The following is a 17,715-nucleotide window of genomic DNA, read 5'->3' as shown; positions in this document are numbered from 1 at the left end:
TGCGCCGCGGTTTTCCGAAATGATCACGCTTAGGTAATAAGCCAAAGCGCCGGGGCGCGCGGCGATCACGCCGCGAGCGATTTCCACAGCTGTGTCTCGATGCCGATCGCGGCCTTGACCTGCGGCCGCGCCTGGATGCGTGCGAGATAGGCCGCCAATGACGGCCACTGCGCGACGTCGACACCTGCGGAGCGGAGCAACAGCAGGGCCCAGGCGAGGTGCGCGTCCGCCACCGTGAAGCGGTCCCCGACCAGAAATTCGCGGTGCGCGAGATGCTCTGACGGCACCGTTAGGGTCTGTCCGATCCTGGCGCGCGGTTTGGCCAGCGATGCCTCGTCCTTGTACCAGAAGGTCGGAAACAGGAATCCCTTGTGGATCTCGGTGCTGATGAAGCTCAGCCATTCCTGCAACCGGTAGCGCTCCGGATCGCCCGGCGGTGGCGCGAGGCCGAGCTTGGGCTTGATGTCCGCGATATATTGCAGCACCGCCGCGCTCTCGGTCAGTTGCTCGCCGTTCTCGAGCACCAGCACCGGCACGGCGCCCTTCGGCGCGACCGCGTGGAAGTCGCCATCGTCCTCGAGCACCTTCTTGGTCCAGAGATGGACCATGTGGTAGCGCGCCTCGATCCCGGCTTCCATCAGTGCGATGCGGCTGGCGAGCGAGCAGGCCATCGGCGAGAAATAGAGCTGCAGCATGGCTGATCTCTCAGGCAAGCGCGTTGCCGCGGGCGATGATCGCGAAGCGATCGGACAGTTCGGCGAGCGCGACGTCGTGGATAAGCTTGGCGGCAATCGTGCCACCAACGCCATCGGGCAAATCGCGGGTGGCGCAGCTGTCGGCGTCGATGGTGGTGCGGAAGCCGAGATCGAGCGCGGCGCGCGCGGTCGAGCTCACGCACATATGCGTCATGAAGCCGGCGAGCACCAACTCCTTGCGGCCGGTCGCGGCAAGCTGCGCGTTCAGCTCGGTGCCGGCGAACGCGTTCGGCAATTGCTTCTCGATCACGATCTCGCCCGGCCGCGGCTGAAGCGGCGCGACGATCGCGCCGCGCTCCGCGTTGCGATCGAACAGGCTGCCCGGCGCTCCCTTGTGCGCGATGTGGATGATTTTGGCGCCGCTTTCCCGCGCGCGCGCGAGCAACGCGGTCGCGCGCGCAATCGCGGGACCGGCGTCGGGCAGAGCCAGGGGGCCGGCGAGATATTCGTTCTGGATGTCGATCAGCACCAGGCAGCTGTCGCCGAGGCGGGGCGGGGTGAGGTCGATGCCGGCAAGCTGCATCAAGGTCTTGGCTGCGGTCATGGTCGTGAGATCTCCAGCGGATGGGTCTTTCCGAAAATATAGCTGTGGGGCGGCCTGCCGTTATGCAGGGATATTGCAGCCGGTGGCTGCATTATTGCAGGCAGGTCGCGGGCGATGTAGCCTGAGGCCATGAACTGGGACGACCTTCGCATCATCGCAGCCGTCAGGGACGAGGGCACCTATGCCGGCGCCAGCGCACGGCTGCGCATCGACGAGACCACCGTCGGCCGCCGGCTGGCGCGGATCGAACGCGCGCTGGGCTTGCGGCTGTTCGAGGCCGCCGACGGCGTCCGCAAGCCGACCCGGCAGTGCGACGTGGTGCTCGCGCACATCCAGGCGATGGCCGCGCATGCCGAGGAGATCGGCCGGATCGGCGAAAGCCTGCCCGGGCCGGTCGGCCGGTTGCGCATCGCCTCCACCAATGCGATCGCGGAGGAAGCGCTGGCGCCGCGCACGGCGGATTTGCTGCGGGCCCATCCGGGTCTCACGCTGCAATTCCTGACGTCGAGCGAGAATGTGAAATTCTCGCGCTGGGAAGCCGATCTCGCGATCCGCCTGCGCAAGCCCGACAAGGGCGACTTTGCGATCTCGAAACTCGCCGAGGTCAGGCTGTATTTTTTCGAGCCGGTCGCGACAACAGCGCAAGATGCGGTGACGTGCGCCTATCCGGACGAGCTCGGAGCGATTCCCGAAATGCAGTTCCTGCGCGCGAAGCGGCTGCGCGCGCGCTGCGTCACCGACAATGTGCGCATCATCCACAGGCTGATCCAGTCGCATCAGGCGGTCGGCGTGCTGCCCGAGCATAGTTGCGTGGATCTGCTGACCGACCGCAGGCTGCGCGCCACGCTGCTGCCGAAGCGGCGCGACGTCTGGCTTCTGGTGCAAAGCCATCTCAAGCGCGACGCGGCGACGCGCGTCACCATCGACTGGCTGCGCGGCTGTTTCCAGGACGTTGCGCGGAGTGGGTGAGGTGGGGGCGGGGTGTTGATCTGCCCCCCGTCATGAAAAAATCACACGCTTCCCTCTTGCAACCCGGACGTGCTTCGTTTATTAGCCCGCTCCTTCGCTTCGGCCATGGGTTCGGGCTCGTGAGATCCCGACCGGCGCGTGCCGCTTTGCGGTGTCGTGTTCCGCCGAAATGAAGATCACGAGAATGAAGCTCATGGGCGAGCGTCGGGCTGAAACCCGAAGGTACCGGTTCGAATCCGATCTTCTCTCAAAGGATAGCTCAGTTAGGTAGAGCAGGTGACTCAGAATCATCATGTCGCGGGTTCAACTCCCGCTCCAAGCGCTCCGTTCAGCCTGAAAAGCTGATATCTCTGAAGGGGACCGGACGCGCGCTTCAGTCGCAGTCCGGCCGTCCTGCCGCAAGGCTCTTCGTCCGAACATCGACACTGTGAGACCGGCTTTGCGCCGCGGTGGATACCGCCTGCGCTGATGCCGGGTAGCTCCGCTCGGCCGCGCGGTATCTGTCGCGCGATCGCGCGCGTGCGCCCGTCATCGCGCAGGCTCAAGCCACGGCCCGCTTGGCTGACAGGAAGCCGCGTTCGCGTCCTCACGTCCTTTGCAAAACTGAAACCCGCTCTCCGGCCCATGGGCCCGAGTGCAACAATGGAGGCGTGCCATGACCTGGCATTTCCTGACGACCAAGTTGACGGTGAAGGATGGCGAGCGCGCGTTGCTGACGCGCGACGGCCGGCTGGAGCGCGTGCTCGCGCCCGGACGTCACCGCCTGTTCGATCCCTTGCATCAGCTCAAGGCCGAGCTGTTCAGCGTCGTGCGGACCGAATTCCCCGCGGACCGTTACGCGGTGATCAAGGCCGCGCGGCCCGATCTGGCCGGCGAGCTGTTCGAGGCGGTCGAGACCAAGGCGAACGAGATCGCGATCGTCAGCCTCGACAGCCGTCCCGTGCAGCTGATGACGCCTTGGCAGACGCGTGTGTACTGGAAGGTCGCGACGTCGGTCGAGGTCGAGTACATCGACGTGACCAGCGATGTCAGGGTCACCGCGCGGCACCTCGCGATGATCCAGCCCAACCGGGCCGGCGTCATCACCGAGGCGGTGGTCGAGAACCACGAGGCCGGTCTGCTTAACGTCGAGGGCAAGCTGGTCGAGCGGCTCGCGCCCGGCCGGCACGCATTCTGGATCGCGGGCCGCAAGATCGAGGTCAAGCGCCTCGACCTGCGTCCCCAGGCGATCGAGATCACGGCGCAGGAGATGCTGACCAAGGATCGCATCGCGCTGCGCGTGACGCTGACCGCGTTCCGCCGGATCGTCGATCCCGAGCGGGTCGTGGCCACGGTGCCCGACGTGGATGCGTGGCTGTACCGTCTGGTGCAGTTCGCGATCCGCGAGGCGGTGGCCGGCCGCACGCTGGACGAGGTGCTGTCTGCGAAGGCGGCGCTCGACGAGGAGCTTCGCGACTATGTCCGCGGACGTGTCGCGGACTCAGGCGTCGAGGTGACCGAGCTCGGCGTGAAGGACGTGATCCTGCCCGGCGAGATCCGCGAGCTGGTCAACAAGGTGGTGGAGGCGGAGCGGGTGGCGAAGGCCAACCTGATCCGCCGCCAGGAGGAGACCGCGGCGACGCGTTCGCTCCTGAACACTGCCAAGCTGATGGAGGAGAACCCTCTGCTGCTGCGGCTCAAGGAGCTCGAGTCGCTGGAGCGTCTGGTGGAGAAGGTCGGCCGCATCGACCTGCACGCGGGCGACGGCCAGGGCCTCGATGCGCTCCTGACCAAGCTGGTCCGCCTCAAGGCGCCCGAGAGCGCGTAACAAGAAGGGCCGCCCACGGGCGGCCCTTCGGTTTTTGCCGGGGCGAACCGCCGACGCTCGTACGAATGTTAGCGTGCAGACGGCTGTAACGGGGCACCGCCGTGGTGCAATTCGCGTGTCCGGCCCGGGGCGGGCTGCCGCGAAACAGAAGGTGTCACCCCGGACGGATTGCGATAACGTCTATTCCGCCGTGGTCCATTCGGCCAGCCGTCAACCCGTCGGTGAAGCCAATGCAGCAGATTACGGAATGGCTCGAGAAGCTGGGGCTTGGGCAATACGCGCTGCGTTTTGCCGAGAACGGCATCGACGTAGGTGTTCTTCCGGAATTGACGGATGAAGACTTCGACAGGCTCGGCGTCCTGCTCGGCCATCGCCGCAAGATGCTGCGCGCGATCGCCGATCTCAATCAGGCCGAACTGATCGCTGCGCCGGTTTCGTCGCACGATGCCGAGCGCCGCCATCTCACCGTGATGTTCTGCGACCTGGTCGGCTCGACGGCCTTGTCGGCGCGTCTCGATCCCGAGGACATGTGGGAAGTCATCCGCGCCTATCGTGCGGCCTGTGCGCGGGTGATCGCGACATATGATGGCGTCGTCGCCAGATTTATCGGCGACGGGATCCTCGCATATTTCGGCTATCCGCGTGCCCATGAAGATGATGCGGAGCGCGCGGTGCGCGCCGGCCTCGACGTCATCGCCGCGATAGGCAAGCTTGAGACCCGCGCGGACGAGGGCGTCGCGGTGCGGATCGCGATTGCGAGCGGGCTCGTCGTGGTCGGCGACCTCGTCTCCGGCGGTGCATCGGAGGAGCAGGCGCTGGTCGGCGATGCGCCGAACATCGCGGCGCGGCTGCAGAGTCTGGCGGAGCCGGGGGTGGTCGTCGTGGCCGCCTCGACGCGCCGGCTGCTTGGTAATCTGTTCACGCTTCGCAACCTCGGTCGCCGCGAGGTCAAGGGCATCTCCGAGCCGATCGCGGTGTGGGCTGTCGAAGGCGAGCCGGCATCGGAAAGCCGTTTCGAGGCGGTGCGTACCGCGCGCTCGATCGGCTTCGTCGGCCGCAAGGCGGAGATCGAATTTGCGCTATCGTGCCAGCAACTGGCGTGGCAGGGCCAGGGCCAGGCGGTGCTGATATCGGGCGAGGCGGGTATCGGCAAATCCCGCATCGTGGCGATGCTCTCCGACAGTCTCGTGCCCGAGACGTACCGCCGTGTGCGCTATCAATGCTCGCCCTATCACGCGAACAGCGCGCTGCATCCTTTCGTCGCCCAGCTCGAACGCGCCGCCGGCATCCGCTCCGAGGATGTGCCGGAGCAGAAGCTGGACAAGCTCGAGGCCATGCTGGCGCTGGGGACGAAGCAGGTGCCCACCGTGACGCCGCTGATCGCGGCGCTGCTGTCGATCCCGACCGGTGAGCGCTATCCGCCGCTCGGCCTCAGCGCGGCGCAGCAGCGGCGGCAAACATTCGCGGCGCTGCTCGACCAGCTCGAGGGCCTTGCCCGGCAGCAGCCGGTGCTTGTCGTCTGCGAAGACATACATTGGGCCGACGCCACCTCGCTCGAATTGCTCGACCTCGCGGTTGACCGGATCAGGGGACTGCCGATCCTCATGCTCATGACGTTCAGGCCCGAGTTCGAACCGCCGTGGGCGGGGCTCGCCAATGTCAACCTGTTGCGGCTCGATCGGCTCGACCGGCAGGACACGCGCGCGTTGATCGAGCAGGTGACCGTCGGTCGGTTGCTGCCCGGCGAGATGATGGCACAGATCGTCGAGCGGACGGATGGTGTCCCGCTGTTCGTCGAGGAACTGACCAAGATGGTCATGGAGTCGGGGCTGCTCGTCGAGAATGCCGGGCGCTATCGCCTTGACAATCCGCTGCCGCCGCTCGCGATCCCGGCGACGCTGCAGGACTCGCTGATGGCGCGGCTCGACCGCCTTGCGCCGGTCAAGGAGGTGGCGCAGATCGGCGCGGCGATCGGCCGTGAGTTCTCATATGAGCTGCTGCGCAGCGTGGCCGGGCGCGATGATCTGACGCTTGCCGCGGCGCTCGCCCAGCTCGAAGAGGCGGAGTTGCTGTTGCGCCGGGGCACGCCGCCGGATGCAAGCTACAGCTTCAAGCACGCGTTGGTTCAGGAAGCTGCCTACGAGAGCTTGCTCAAGAGCCGCCGGCAACTGCTCCACAAGCAGATCGGCGATGTGCTGCGCGCCAGGTTTGCCGAGATCGCCGAGATCGAGCCGGAAGTCGTTGCCTATCATTTCACCGAGGCGGGGCTCGGCCAGACTGCGCTGGGGTGGTGGCGCAAAGCCGGTCAGCAGGCGCTGAAGCGCTCGGCCTATCGCGAGGCGATCGCACATCTCGGCAAGGCGGTCGCCATCGCCGACGAACTGCCCGACGAGCCGGATCGGATGATCGGCCGGCTCCATCTGCAAATCGCCTATGGTCGGGCGCTGCGGGGCAGTCTCGGGCACAGCGCACCCGAGACCGTGGCAGCCTGGACGCGTGCCCGGCGGTTTGCTTCCGACATCGATGATCCAATCGAACTGGCGCCGATCCAGTCGGGCCTTTTCAACGCCTGCCTGACCCATGGCGAGCTCGCGCCGATGCGGGAGTTGGCGGAGGCCATCATGGGCGCGGCGGAGCGGCATCCGGAATCGCCGGTGGCGACGATCGTCGCGCGCTGGACCAGCGGGGTGACCTCGTGGTTCGCGGGCGACTACCTGAACGCGGGCATCCATCTCGAACAGGCGTTCGCTGCCCATGCGACCGAGCCGGATCCGGCAACATTCAAGGCGTCGACGCTCGATCTGCCGTTCGTCATCATGAGATTTCTGGCGCTCGTGCTTTGGCCTCGTGGCGAGATCGATCGAGCCCGGCAGCTCGCGGGCGCAGCGGTGAGCGTCTCCGGGGAACAGCGCGCGCTCGCGCGCGCCAATGCGCTGGTGCACAAGGCGGTTTTCGACGGGCTGTGCGGCAGCCGGTTGCGGCAGACCGAGACAATCCTTGCCCTCGGACTGGCGCAGGATCACACGATGCCGCTGTATGTTGCCGCCGGCACTTATCTCAATGGGTTGGCGAAGTGGCGCGCCGGCGACCGGACGGCAGGTCTCGCGGAGATGCAACGCGGCTGGACATTGCTTCACGAGAACGACTGCTACCTCTGTGATCCCTTCTGGGGATTGCAGATTGCGGTGGCGAACGCGGAGGCCGGGCAAGTCGAGGCGGGACTCGGCATCATCAACGATCTGATCGACGCGACGGAGCAATCCGGTCAGCACTGGCTGGATGCCGAGCTATACCGCGTGCTGGGTGAGCTGCGGTCGCGTCGCGACACCCGCGACATTTCCGGCGCCGAGGAGGCCTTCCGCCACGCCATCGAGATTGCCCGAAGGCAACAGACGAAGACGTTCGAGCTGCGCAGCGCGCTGGGGCTTGCGCGTCTTTGCAGCCGCGGCGGCCGGGCAGACGAGATGTCTCAATTGTTGTCGCCGGTGCTCGCCGGCTTCGATGCGACGCTCGATCTTGCCGAAATCAACGAGGCGAAGGAGCTGCTCACGCAGGCGCATTGGCGGCCCGACCGCCACTCGCGCGCGTCTTGACCGGCGCCGCGTTGGAGCGGTCACTCTGTCGAGCGCAGTCCTTGCCGAGTCCGAAAACTGGAACTCTCGGGTTCCCGAAGTTTTACGGAACGGCGATGCGCATTTTGCTATTGCGTCCGGCGGCGCATTTGCATCTAACTCTTTCGAGACGGTGCCGCATGGAATTCCGCCGCGCGGTCAAATGCTTGGAATTTGTTGTTAATCCTGTGTTCGAGTGAGTTTGCTGTGCGACCCTTCATCACGAGTTCCCGCAGGTGAGCATTTCCGGCGGAAGTCGTAATCGTCTTCTCGCAACACTGTCGCCGGCGGATTTGGACCTCCTGAGGCCCGAGCTGGAAACCGTTGCGCTCGAACAGGATGCAGTCCTGGCGCGCGCCGGCGACGAGATCGACTACGTCTTCTTTCCTCACAGCGGGGCGATCTTGTTGATGATCGACATGGCGGATGGCCAGACGGTCGCGACCGGTGTGGTCGGAAGCGAAGGGGCCGTGGGCAGCCTTTCGGTGCTTGGAGCATCACCGTCCGGCATTACCGCAGTCGTTCGTGCGCCCGGTATGGCCTCGCGGGTCCCCGCGCCGCGCTTTCATGCCGCTTTTGGCCGCAGTCCCGGGATCCGGCAGGCGATCCAAAAGCACGTCAGATCCATGCTGATCCAGTTTCAGCTTGGCTCCGCCTGCAATGCCCTCCATCCGGTCGAGGCGCGGATGGCGCGCTGGCTGCTCCAGCTTCGCGAGCGCGTCGACAGCGACGTCCTCCCGCTGACCCAGCAGGCGCTGTCGCAAATCCTTGGCGTACGGCGAACAACGGTGACGTTGCTGATGCGCAATCTGCGCAAGCGCGGTGCGATCAGGTCCGATCAACGAGGCCGGATCGAGATCGACCGGGCGCGGCTGGTGGCGACGGCGTGCGAATGCCATCGCGTCATGCGTCTTGAGGCCGAGGGGATCTTCTCGGGTGACAGGGCGCGAACGCGAGGTATGGCGCTGGCTGACGATCCCCGCATCTCGGAAATCGAGGCGGACGACACCGTTTGAGCGCGTTCCCGGCGCGATCAGCCGGCTGGCCGCCGATCACGCCCCGGCGCGAGGGCGGATGCCGTCTCGAACTTCGCAATCTCGCGGAGCACTTTCGCCGTTTCGCGCAACTCGTTGCGCTCAGGGCCCGGCTTCAGCCGTCGTGCTTCATCGAGAAAGTCCTTGGCCTGCAGCAGCCAGGCTGACGTTTCCGTTGAGATCTGCGCATGCGCCATGGTGTCCCTCCATCGCGATCATCAGGAATGGTGGCCGGTTTCAAGCCGGTGAACCGGCGCTGCGGCGTCGCCGCACGCGGATGCTCGGCTCGTCGACCCAGGCGTCCCCGGCAAACCATGCGTGATCGGCGCGGCAGAATGGGCAAGGGGTCCGCGAGAAGAACACCGTACTGCGTCGAAAGCTCTCGCGATCGGTTTTGATTCCGGTGGAAATCGCGTGTCCGGTTTGCGGACATTTGACCATGACCATGCCCATGTGAGCCTCCCTCCCATATTGTTTTTTTGCTCTTGCAGAAAAGCTCCGGCCGGTTGGATTGGCCTCAGGCCGGTGCGGGGTAGTTGGGGGCATCGCGCACCTGCGGCGGTTGACGGAGCATCGGGCAGTAGGGGCTGCATGCTCGTCGCTGGGCTTCTTCCAACCGGCCAGATCCCTCCTCAAACGAATCCTCGATGTGAGTTGAGCCCCGCTTCTCCAGGCGGCTCTCAAGCGAAAGCATTCTCCGCAACGCTTGTCCGCGTCGCGGGAGCTGACGCTCCGCGCTCAATTCAGGTTTTTGAGTGAACTTCGATCCTGTCCCGAGCTTACTGTGCGTGACGAGGTCGAGACTGTCGGTTCGGTTTGCGACTCTCGCCAACAATTTTTTTGCGAATGTCAACTCGAGCCAACATATGTTTATGGGGAGTGCTGTGCATAAGTGAATACCGCCGTGAGCCGCGGTGTGCCTTCTCCAGCGCGAGTTCGGGCACAACATGCACATTGAGCGCGCTGCAACACGTGCGCAGTGGGGTGCCCAAAACAAAAACCCCGGCATCGCTGCCGGGGTTTTGCATTTCGTAATTGCCTTGGAGAGGCTGGACTTAGAAGTCCATGCCGCCCATGCCGCCGCCCGGAGGCATCGCGGGGCCGCCGGCGTTCTTCTTCGGCAGCTCGGCAACCATCGCTTCCGTGGTGATCAGGAGCGCGGCAACCGAGGCAGCGTTCTGGATCGCGGTGCGGACGACCTTGGTCGGGTCGATGATGCCCTTCTTGACGAGATCGGCATAGTCGCCGGTCTGGGAGTCGAAACCGTAATTGTAGGTCTTGTTCTCCAGGATCTTGCCGACGATCACCGAGCCGTCTTCACCGGCGTTGATCGCGATCTGGCGAGCCGGAGCCGACAGCGCCTTGCGCACGATCTCGACGCCGGTCTTCTGGTCGTCGTTCTTGGTGCGCAGGCCCTTGAGCTGCTCGGAGGCACGGAGCAGGGCGACGCCGCCGCCCGGGACGATGCCTTCCTCGACAGCCGCGCGGGTCGCATGCATCGCGTCATCAACGCGGTCCTTGCGCTCCTTCACCTCGACCTCGGTCGCGCCGCCGACGCGGATCACCGCGACGCCGCCTGCGAGCTTGGCGAGACGCTCCTGCAGCTTCTCACGGTCGTAGTCCGAGGTGGTTTCCTCGATCTGCGCCTTGATCTGGGCAACGCGGGCGTCGATGTCGGCCTTCTTGCCGGCGCCGTTGACGATCGTGGTGTTTTCCTTGTCGATCATCACCTTCTTGGCGCGACCGAGCATCTGCAGCGTGACGTTCTCGAGCTTGATGCCGAGGTCTTCCGAGATGGCCTGGCCGCCGGTCAGGATCGCGATGTCCTGCAGCATGGCCTTGCGGCGATCGCCGAAGCCCGGAGCCTTGACGGCCGCGACCTTCAGGCCGCCACGCAGGCGGTTGACGACGAGGGTGGCAAGCGCTTCGCCTTCGACGTCTTCAGCGACGATCACCAGCGGCTTGCCGGTCTGCACCACGGCCTCGAGCAGCGGCAGCAGCTCGTTCAGCGAGGAGAGCTTCTTCTCGTTGATCAGGATGTAGGCGTCGTCCATCTCAACGCGCATCTTGTCGGCGTTGGTGACGAAGTAGGGCGAGATGTAGCCGCGGTCGAACTGCATGCCCTCGACGACGTCGAGCTCGGTCTCGAGCGACTTGGCTTCCTCGACCGTGATCACGCCCTCGTTGCCGACCTTCTTCATGGCGTCGGCGAGGAACTTGCCGATCTCGGCATCGCCGTTGGCCGAAATGGTGCCGACCTGGGCGATCTCCTCGTTCGAGGTGACCTTCTTCGAGTTCTTCTGGAGGTCCGCCACGACGGCTTCGACCGCGAGGTCGATACCGCGCTTCAGGTCCATCGGGTTCATGCCGGCGGCGACCGACTTGGCGCCTTCCTTCACGATCGCCTGGGCGAGCACGGTCGCCGTGGTGGTGCCGTCGCCGGCCGCGTCAGCGGACTTGGAGGCGACTTCGCGCACCATCTGGGCGCCCATGTTCTCGAACTTGTCCTCGAGCTCGATCTCCTTGGCGACGGTGACGCCGTCCTTGGTGATGCGGGGAGCGCCGAACGACTTCTCGAGCACCACGTTGCGGCCCTTCGGACCGAGGGTGACCTTCACCGCGTTGGCGAGAACGTCGACGCCGCGCAGCATCTTGTCGCGCGCCTCGACGGAGAATTTGACTTCTTTAGCTGCCATCTGAGTTTTTCCTTGAGAGATTTACCTGGGAGGGGAAGAGGCGCTTAGGCCGCCTTCTTCTTGGAAGCGGGGACGTCGAGCACGCCCATGATGTCGCTTTCCTTCATGATCAGCAGGTCTTCGCCGTCGATCTTGACCTCGGTGCCCGACCACTTGCCGAACAGGACGCGGTCGCCGACCTTGACGTCGATGGGGATCAGCTTGCCAGCTTCATCGCGGCCGCCCGGGCCAACGGCGATGACTTCGCCCTGCGAGGGCTTTTCCTTGGCACTGTCCGGAATGATGATGCCGCCAGCAGTCTTCTCTTCGGCGTCGATACGCTTGACCACGACGCGGTCGTGAAGCGGACGGAATTTCATGCAGTCCTCCTAAACATTTGCGGATGCTGTAGATTTTTGGAGAGTTAGCAGTCCAGCCAAGCGAGTGCCAGACTGGTTGGGCAGGAGATAGGCCAAGCCTTGGCGGCGGGCAAGTGGCTCTAGCAGAAAAATTGGCACTCGTAAGTGTCGGCTGCCACGAGCATTTCGGCATCCTTAATGCCGCCCTGAAGGGCCGCCTGGCTATTAGCAGATGCGGTAAGCTGCTGCCAACGCTTGAAATTTCAACAACCTATTAAACATTTAGGCTTGAGATGAGTTAGTCGCGTGCGTCACATTTCTCTCATGTGAGCGCATCCATTGCCGGTGGTCCGGCGGGGAGGTCGGCCACCACGTGAATGCGCTCCGTCACAGGAGGTTGGCATGGTCTCGCGAGTTGGTGGGGTTGTTTCCGACGATTTCAGGAAGCAGTTGCTGGGGTATGGGCTGACGACGGCGCAAATCCTTTATCGGATGCCGGATCACCCCTCGCTGCTGCAAACCTATGTCTGGCAGAACTACGACCTGTTTCCGAAATTTCCGGCGCTGCAGGATTTCCTCGCCTTCTGGCAGGAGAAGCTCGAGGGCCCGCTGTTCTCGGTGACGGTGGCGCACTCCAAGCTGGTCAAGCCGGCCGAGCTGCGCGCCGTCCACGGCGTGTTCCGGCTGCATTGATCTGCGAGGTGGCAAGGCGGGTGGCAAGGCGCAAGCAGGCGCGCCTTTACCCACCTGCGGCGCACGACTTGTGTTAGCCTCTTTCCGTCAGAAAAAGACGGGAGGCAAATAATGGCCAAGCAAAAGGCGGCATCAAGACCCGCAGCCAAGACCGCTGTGAAGAAGAAATGGACCGGGCTCGGCGCCGGCGCCAAGAAATCGTCGGCGAAATCGTCCGCGCGCAAGACCATCAAGTCCAAGGGCCGCGTCTCGGCGGCGAAGAAGAGCGCGCCGAAAGCCGCAAGCAAGGCCCGGCCGAAGCAGCGCGTCGCCATCAGCCATCACCGCGAAGAGGACTTCAAGGCCGACGGCTTACGCGCCTACGCCAAGTACCGCGACCTCGGTATCGCAGCCGCCTCGCATGGTCTCGCTCAGGCGCATGTGATCCGGCTGCAAGGCCCGTGCAATCCGGATGAAGTGTCGAAGCTGCACTTCCACGACGTCGACTTCCAGATGGTCTATGTGCTCAAGGGCTGGGTGAAGACCTACATGGAAGGCGAGGGCGAGACGCTCATGAAAGAGGGTAGCGCCTGGACCCAGCCGCCGCGCATCCGGCACATGATCCTGGACTATTCCGACGACGTCGAACTGCTGGAGGTGATCCTGCCGGCCGAGTTCAAGACGGTGGAATTGAAGGCGTAAATCTCGGAGTGTCATGGCCGGGCTTGACCCGGCCATCCATCCAGCTTCGAAAGATTCCTTTTGACCGATGGATGCCCGGTCAAGCCCGGGCATGACGACTTTTTAGCGCGGCCCGATGGATTCCGGGCTCGTCCTTCGGACGCCCCGGAATGACGGGCGTGGTCGTCACTTCATCATCCCCACGATCGCCTCCATCAAACACGTCATCAGCGTCCCCGACACGATCGCTAGAAGTCGATCGATCCGCGAAACCGGGCAGTCACCATAGGATGGCGCCGCTCTCCCTCGCTGGCGAACGTTAACCGGTCGAAGATGCCGCGCGTGTCAACTTGCGGCTGTAAAGATGCGGGAATCCCCTTCATGGCGCCCCAGACGTTCGGCCGACGCGGCGCCACGGCGCCACCTCCACGTGGATTGTTTCAACCCGTCGCGGCGCCGATCGCGCCGGCGATCATGCCCGACCATGCCGGGTCGCCGTCCGATGAGGGTTCGCTATTTCGCGACAACAAGCTTCTGGCCGATATTCCTTTTCTCACCCTTGGCCTGATTGCCGGTCTGGTCCTGATCTTCGCGCTGCAACGCAGCCTGGCCATCGACGTGGCGACGGGCGGCGCACTCGATCCCCGCTCGCTGATCGCCTATGGCGCGTCCAGCTACGATCTGGTCGTCGGGAAGGGAGAGTGGTGGCGGATCGGCCTTGCGCCGCTGCTGCATGGCAGCCAGTCGCACCTCATCGGCAATTGCGTTGCGCTGCTCATCGTCGGCGTCAGGCTGGAGCCTCTGATCGGCCGTGGCTGGTTCTCCCTGATCTTTATTGCAAGTGCGCTGGCCGGTGTGGCCGGCTCGCTCCTGGGCAACGCGCCAGGCGTACCGAGCGTCGGTGCCTCGGGTGCCATCACCGGGCTCATTGTCGCGCTGTTCGTCTCGAGCTTCGATCCCGAGGCGAACGCCGATCAAACGATATCGAGACTGAAGACGTCGCTCTTCTTCGGTGTTCCCGCGCTGCTGCCACTCGCCTTCGGAGCCTCCGGCAACACCGACTATTTTGCCCATGCGGGAGGTGCGCTGGCCGGCGGCGTGCTTGCCCTCATGCCGTGGCTCTTGTTCTCGTCCCATCACAGCCTGCAGCCGAGCCTTAGCACGACGTTGCTCGCAGGATTCGCCGGCGCTCTGATCTGCGCCGGCTTCGCCGCTGCTCACTATTCGTCCTACATGGCCGATGCCGCACAGTACGCCCGTATTTCGGAACTGCCGACGAACGGCGGCGGGATTGCCGGCCGGTCTCTCGATTTGGTCACTCGCTACCCGAAAGACCCACGGGCTCATCTGACCCGTGCGATATTCTTCCTGGAACAAGGGAGGCTCGGTGCAGCCGAGACCGAAGTGCGAGCCGCCATGTCGCTCGCAGCTTCAGATGTGGCGGGCGGGCCGGTGCGTTCCGGGGCGCAGGGCTTGATGGCGATAATGCTGTTGGCGCAGGGGCGGCATAGCGAGGCGAAGGCCATGGCGGCCGAGCCGTGCCGTGCCAGGCTGGCCGAGGTGCGTCGTCTGTTGCAGAAGTCGAAGTTGTGCGATTGACCGGGATTGCGGCGGAGTGCGCTAGGTCAGCACCCCCACGATCGCGCCTATCAGGCACGTCGTCAGCGTGCCCGAGACGATCGACTTCAGCCCGAGCGCGTTGATCTCGTCGCGACGCTCCGGCGCCATGATGCCGAGGCCGCCGATCATGATGCCGAGGCTTGCGAAATTGGCAAAACCGCACATCGCATAGAGCATGATCAGCCGCGAGCGCGGATCGAGTGCGTCGGGGCCGAGCTTCGAGAGATCGACATAGGCGATCAGCTCGTTCAGCACGGTCTTGGTGCCCATCAGGCTTCCGGCCGTGATCGCCTGCGGCCACGGCAGGCCCATCAGCCAGCACACCGGCGCCATGACGTAACCGAGCAGCCGCTGCAGCGAGATTTTCGCGCCGCCGATTTCCGGCAGCAGGCCGATGATCGCGTTCGCGAGATAGACCAGCGCGACCAGCACCAGCAGCATCGCGATGATGTTCATCAAAAGCTCGAGCCCGGCGGCGGTGCCCTTCACGATGGCGTCCATCGTCGACGACACCTGAATATCGGGATCGTCGAGCGCCCCGCCGGTGCGTTTATCAGACGTCTCCGGCACCATGATCAGGCTGACCAGGATCGCGGCCGGCGCGCCGAGCACCGAGGCGATGACGAAATGCGCGGCCGCATCTGGAATCAATGGCGCCAGCAGCGTGGCGTAGAGCACCAGCACGGTGCCGGCGATCCCGGCCATGCCGCCGGTCATCACCAGAAACAATTCGCTGCGGGAGAGCTGCGCCAGATAGGGGCGGATGAACAGCGGGGCTTCCACCATGCCGAGGAAGATATTGGCCGCGGTCGAGAGCCCGACCGCGCCGCCGACGCCGAGCGTGCGCTCCAGGATCCAGGCCATGCCGCGCACCACCGGCGGCAGCACGCGCCAATAGAACAGCAGCGTCGTCAGCACGCTCATGACCAGCACGATCGGCAGCGCCTGGAAGGCGAGGATGAAGTCCGAGCCGGGCGCCTTGGGATCGAACGGCGCCGGGCCGCCGCCGACATAGCCGAACACGAAGGCGGTGCCGGCGCGCGTCGCAGCCGCGATGGTGCCCACCGCATCATTGATCGCACCGAAGGCCTGCGTCACCAGCGGCACCTTGATCAGCACCAGCGCGGTGATGACCGTGACGGCAAGCCCGATCGCCGCCTGCCGCACCGACACCTTCAGGCGATTCTCGCTCAAGACCCAGGCGATCACGAGCAACGCCACCACGCCGAACGCCGATTGCAACTGCAGCATCACGCCCCCAAGAACCCGCGGGCAATTATGGGCAGGGGCTTCGCGCAGCGCAATGCTGTTGCGCGTTCATCTCGAATCCATTGACAAGTTGCAGGCGCTCGGCCACGCAATCATCCATGTCCTCCGCCACGCCGGCCGGCGCCCGCGATCTGCTCGGCCACAGAGCTTTCCTGTTCTTTTTGTCGTCGCGCAGCCTGTCGCGCTTCTCCAGCCAGATCGGCGCGGTGGCGATCGGCTGGCAGATCTACGATCTGACCGGCAGCGCGTTCGACCTCGGCATGGTCGGCCTGGTGCAGTTCCTGCCGACGGCGCTATTGGTGTTCGTCGCCGGTCACGCCGCCGACCGCTTCGAGCGCAAGCGCGTGGTGCAGGCCTGCCAGGTCGCGGAAGCGTTGACCGCATTGTTTCTCGCCGGAAGCACATTTGCCGGTACCATCTCCGAGATCCAGATCTTCGTTGCGACCTTCGTGCTCGGGATCGCCGGCGCGTTCGAGAGCCCGGCGACCGCCGCGCTGCTGCCGCTGATCGCGCCGCAGGGCTCGTTGCAGCGGGCGACCGCGATCTCGAGCGGCGCCGCGCAGGTCGCGACCATCACCGGCCCCGCGCTCGGCGGCTTCGCCTATGCGCTGATGCCGAGCGCGCCCTACGGCATCATGATGGTGTTCTGGCTGTTCGGTGCGCTGCTGACCAGCGGCATCGGCCGGCTGCAGCAGGCGGCGCCGACCAACGGGGCGGTGTCGGATGACCTGTTTGCCGGCGTCACCTTCGTGCGCAGCAACCCTGCGATCCTCGGCACCATCTCGCTCGATCTGTTCGCGGTGCTGTTCGGCGGCGTCACCGCACTGCTGCCGATCTATGCCCGCGACATCCTGCAAACCGGCCCGCTCGGGCTCGGCATCCTGCGCGCCGCACCCGCGGTCGGCGCGCTCCTGATGACCATGGTGCTGGCGCGGCATACCATCAACCGCCGGGTGGGACTACGCATGTTCCAGGCGGTGATCGTGTTCGGCGTCGCGACCGTGGTGTTCGCACTGTCGCACTGGATGTGGCTGTCGGCGCTGGCGCTCGCAGTGCTCGGCGCCGCCGACACGATCAGCGTCGTGATCCGCTTCTCGCTGGTGCAGCTCGCCACCCCCGACGAGATGCGCGGCCGTGTCGGCGCGGTCAACTTCCTGTTCATCAACGCGTCGAACCAGCTCGGCCAGTTCGAGAGCGGCGTCACCGCGGCGCTGCTCGGCGCCGTGCCATCAGCCGTGCTCGGCGGCGTTGCCACCGTCGCGGTGGCGCTGCTCTGGATGAAGCTGTTCCCGACGCTGCGGGATGTCGAGAAGCTGGAGTAGGGCGGGTTCTCCTCACCGTCATTGCGAGGAGCGAAGCGACGACTTGTCCGCCGAAGCCTTGGCGAAGGCGGAAGCAATCCATCTATCCCCGAGTGGAACGATGGATTGCTTCGCTTCGCTCGCAACGACGGTGGTCAAAGCTCTGCTCTTCACCTCGCCCCGCTTGCGGGGAGAGGTCGACGCGAAGCGGCGGGTGAGGGGGACTCTCCACGAGCTCGTCTCTCACCGTCTCCGTGGAGGCTCGGCGGCCTGCGTAGTTTCGGAATAATAGAAATATACTGCTGAGTTGCCCGACGTGTCAAGCCGCCCGCTCGGACGCCGGCCGCCGCCGGCACCTTTGCATGGGGTTGTTTTCGATATTTTGACCGTGCCCCTGCAACGCGATGGCCGGGACAAG

The 17,715-nt window shown here is 64.9% G+C and carries 15 protein-coding genes and 1 tRNA gene; 9 read left to right on the top strand and 7 right to left on the bottom strand.

What is annotated here, in order from left to right:
* Positions 1–65: 65 nt before the first annotated feature.
* Positions 66–695 (bottom strand): glutathione binding-like protein, encoded by a 630-nt coding sequence (locus BI327_RS04860; RefSeq protein WP_076858601.1) that lies wholly within the window; start codon positions 693–695, stop codon positions 66–68.
* 10 nt (positions 696–705) lie between these two features.
* Complete coding sequence (locus tag BI327_RS04855; protein ID WP_076858600.1) at positions 706–1,299, bottom strand: cysteine hydrolase family protein; 594 nt, start codon at positions 1,297–1,299, stop codon at positions 706–708.
* Positions 1,300–1,428: 129 nt separating this feature from the next.
* Between BI327_RS04855 and BI327_RS04850 the strand changes: the two genes are divergently transcribed.
* The 5 genes from BI327_RS04850 (at position 1,429) to BI327_RS04830 (ending at position 8,702) form a co-directional block, all read left to right on the top strand.
* Entirely contained in the window at positions 1,429–2,268 is an 840-nt protein-coding gene (locus tag BI327_RS04850; protein WP_076858599.1) for a LysR family transcriptional regulator, read from the top strand.
* A gap of 252 nt (positions 2,269–2,520) precedes the next feature.
* Positions 2,521–2,587: transfer RNA gene (locus BI327_RS04845), tRNA-Leu, on the top strand.
* 336 nt (positions 2,588–2,923) lie between these two features.
* Positions 2,924–4,075: an SPFH domain-containing protein gene (locus BI327_RS04840; protein ID WP_076858598.1), complete on the top strand. Its 1,152-nt coding sequence runs from the start codon at positions 2,924–2,926 to the stop codon at positions 4,073–4,075.
* A gap of 230 nt (positions 4,076–4,305) precedes the next feature.
* Positions 4,306–7,668 (top strand): adenylate/guanylate cyclase domain-containing protein, encoded by a 3,363-nt coding sequence (locus BI327_RS04835; RefSeq protein ID WP_076858597.1) that lies wholly within the window; start codon positions 4,306–4,308, stop codon positions 7,666–7,668.
* Between the two features lie 254 nt (positions 7,669–7,922).
* Complete coding sequence (locus BI327_RS04830) at positions 7,923–8,702, top strand: Crp/Fnr family transcriptional regulator (RefSeq protein WP_076858596.1); 780 nt, start codon at positions 7,923–7,925, stop codon at positions 8,700–8,702.
* 17 nt (positions 8,703–8,719) lie between these two features.
* On the opposite strand, the gene BI327_RS04825 is transcribed toward BI327_RS04830, so the two are convergent.
* The 4 genes from BI327_RS04825 to groES form a co-directional block, all read right to left on the bottom strand.
* Positions 8,720–8,917 (bottom strand): hypothetical protein, encoded by a 198-nt coding sequence (locus BI327_RS04825; protein WP_076858595.1) that lies wholly within the window; start codon positions 8,915–8,917, stop codon positions 8,720–8,722.
* Positions 8,918–8,957: 40 nt separating this feature from the next.
* The gene (locus tag BI327_RS04820) at positions 8,958–9,173 is read right to left on the bottom strand and encodes a hypothetical protein (RefSeq protein ID WP_076858594.1); all 216 of its coding nucleotides are present in this window, start codon (positions 9,171–9,173) and stop codon (positions 8,958–8,960) included.
* A gap of 602 nt (positions 9,174–9,775) precedes the next feature.
* A complete protein-coding gene (gene groL / locus BI327_RS04815) occupies positions 9,776–11,416 on the bottom strand; it encodes a chaperonin GroEL (protein ID WP_024582526.1) in 1,641 nt (546 codons plus the stop codon).
* 44 nt (positions 11,417–11,460) lie between these two features.
* The gene (gene groES / locus BI327_RS04810) at positions 11,461–11,775 is read right to left on the bottom strand and encodes a co-chaperone GroES (RefSeq protein ID WP_021077770.1); all 315 of its coding nucleotides are present in this window, start codon (positions 11,773–11,775) and stop codon (positions 11,461–11,463) included.
* A 381-nt stretch (positions 11,776–12,156) separates the two neighbouring features.
* Here groES and BI327_RS04805 point away from each other — a divergent pair, with 381 nt between their 5' ends.
* The 3 genes from BI327_RS04805 to BI327_RS04795 all read left to right on the top strand — a co-directional run bounded on the left by BI327_RS04805 (position 12,157) and on the right by BI327_RS04795 (position 14,706).
* Positions 12,157–12,447 carry an usg protein gene (locus BI327_RS04805; RefSeq protein WP_076858593.1) on the top strand — a complete coding sequence of 97 codons (291 nt, stop codon included), beginning with the start codon at positions 12,157–12,159 and terminating at the stop codon, positions 12,445–12,447.
* 111 nt (positions 12,448–12,558) lie between these two features.
* Entirely contained in the window at positions 12,559–13,128 is a 570-nt protein-coding gene (locus tag BI327_RS04800) for a cupin domain-containing protein (protein ID WP_076858592.1), read from the top strand.
* A gap of 360 nt (positions 13,129–13,488) precedes the next feature.
* A complete protein-coding gene (locus BI327_RS04795; protein WP_083741923.1) occupies positions 13,489–14,706 on the top strand; it encodes a rhomboid family intramembrane serine protease in 1,218 nt (405 codons plus the stop codon).
* A 21-nt stretch (positions 14,707–14,727) separates the two neighbouring features.
* On the opposite strand, the gene BI327_RS04790 is transcribed toward BI327_RS04795, so the two are convergent.
* Positions 14,728–15,978 (bottom strand): NupC/NupG family nucleoside CNT transporter, encoded by a 1,251-nt coding sequence (locus BI327_RS04790; RefSeq protein ID WP_076858591.1) that lies wholly within the window; start codon positions 15,976–15,978, stop codon positions 14,728–14,730.
* 116 nt (positions 15,979–16,094) lie between these two features.
* Between BI327_RS04790 and BI327_RS04785 the strand changes: the two genes are divergently transcribed.
* Complete coding sequence (locus tag BI327_RS04785; RefSeq protein WP_076858590.1) at positions 16,095–17,318, top strand: MFS transporter; 1,224 nt, start codon at positions 16,095–16,097, stop codon at positions 17,316–17,318.
* Positions 17,319–17,715: the final 397 nt, after the last annotated feature.

This window comes from Bradyrhizobium mercantei, assembly GCF_001982635.1.
In the GTDB taxonomy this organism is placed as follows: Bacteria; Pseudomonadota; Alphaproteobacteria; order Rhizobiales; family Xanthobacteraceae; genus Bradyrhizobium; species Bradyrhizobium mercantei.
This window is presented reverse-complemented; position numbering and strand designations above follow the sequence as displayed.

Excerpts from the sequence above, each read along its gene's own strand:
- BI327_RS04835 (WP_076858597.1), top strand. The coding sequence starts at position 4,306 with ATGCAGCAGATTACGGAATGGCTCGAGAAGCTGGGGCTTGGGCAATAC.
- BI327_RS04805 (WP_076858593.1), top strand. The coding sequence starts at position 12,157 with ATGGTCTCGCGAGTTGGTGGGGTTGTTTCCGACGATTTCAGGAAGCAG.
- BI327_RS04790 (WP_076858591.1), bottom strand. The coding sequence starts at position 15,978 with ATGCTGCAGTTGCAATCGGCGTTCGGCGTGGTGGCGTTGCTCGTGATC.
- BI327_RS04850 (WP_076858599.1), top strand. The coding sequence starts at position 1,429 with ATGAACTGGGACGACCTTCGCATCATCGCAGCCGTCAGGGACGAGGGC.
- BI327_RS04860 (WP_076858601.1), bottom strand. The coding sequence starts at position 695 with ATGCTGCAGCTCTATTTCTCGCCGATGGCCTGCTCGCTCGCCAGCCGC.
- BI327_RS04795 (WP_083741923.1), top strand. The coding sequence starts at position 13,489 with ATGGCGCCCCAGACGTTCGGCCGACGCGGCGCCACGGCGCCACCTCCA.
- BI327_RS04800 (WP_076858592.1), top strand. The coding sequence starts at position 12,559 with ATGGCCAAGCAAAAGGCGGCATCAAGACCCGCAGCCAAGACCGCTGTG.
- BI327_RS04825 (WP_076858595.1), bottom strand. The coding sequence starts at position 8,917 with ATGGCGCATGCGCAGATCTCAACGGAAACGTCAGCCTGGCTGCTGCAG.
- BI327_RS04820 (WP_076858594.1), bottom strand. The coding sequence starts at position 9,173 with ATGGGCATGGTCATGGTCAAATGTCCGCAAACCGGACACGCGATTTCC.
- groES (WP_021077770.1), bottom strand. The coding sequence starts at position 11,775 with ATGAAATTCCGTCCGCTTCACGACCGCGTCGTGGTCAAGCGTATCGAC.
- BI327_RS04785 (WP_076858590.1), top strand. The coding sequence starts at position 16,095 with ATGTCCTCCGCCACGCCGGCCGGCGCCCGCGATCTGCTCGGCCACAGA.
- BI327_RS04855 (WP_076858600.1), bottom strand. The coding sequence starts at position 1,299 with ATGACCGCAGCCAAGACCTTGATGCAGCTTGCCGGCATCGACCTCACC.
- BI327_RS04840 (WP_076858598.1), top strand. The coding sequence starts at position 2,924 with ATGACCTGGCATTTCCTGACGACCAAGTTGACGGTGAAGGATGGCGAG.
- groL (WP_024582526.1), bottom strand. The coding sequence starts at position 11,416 with ATGGCAGCTAAAGAAGTCAAATTCTCCGTCGAGGCGCGCGACAAGATG.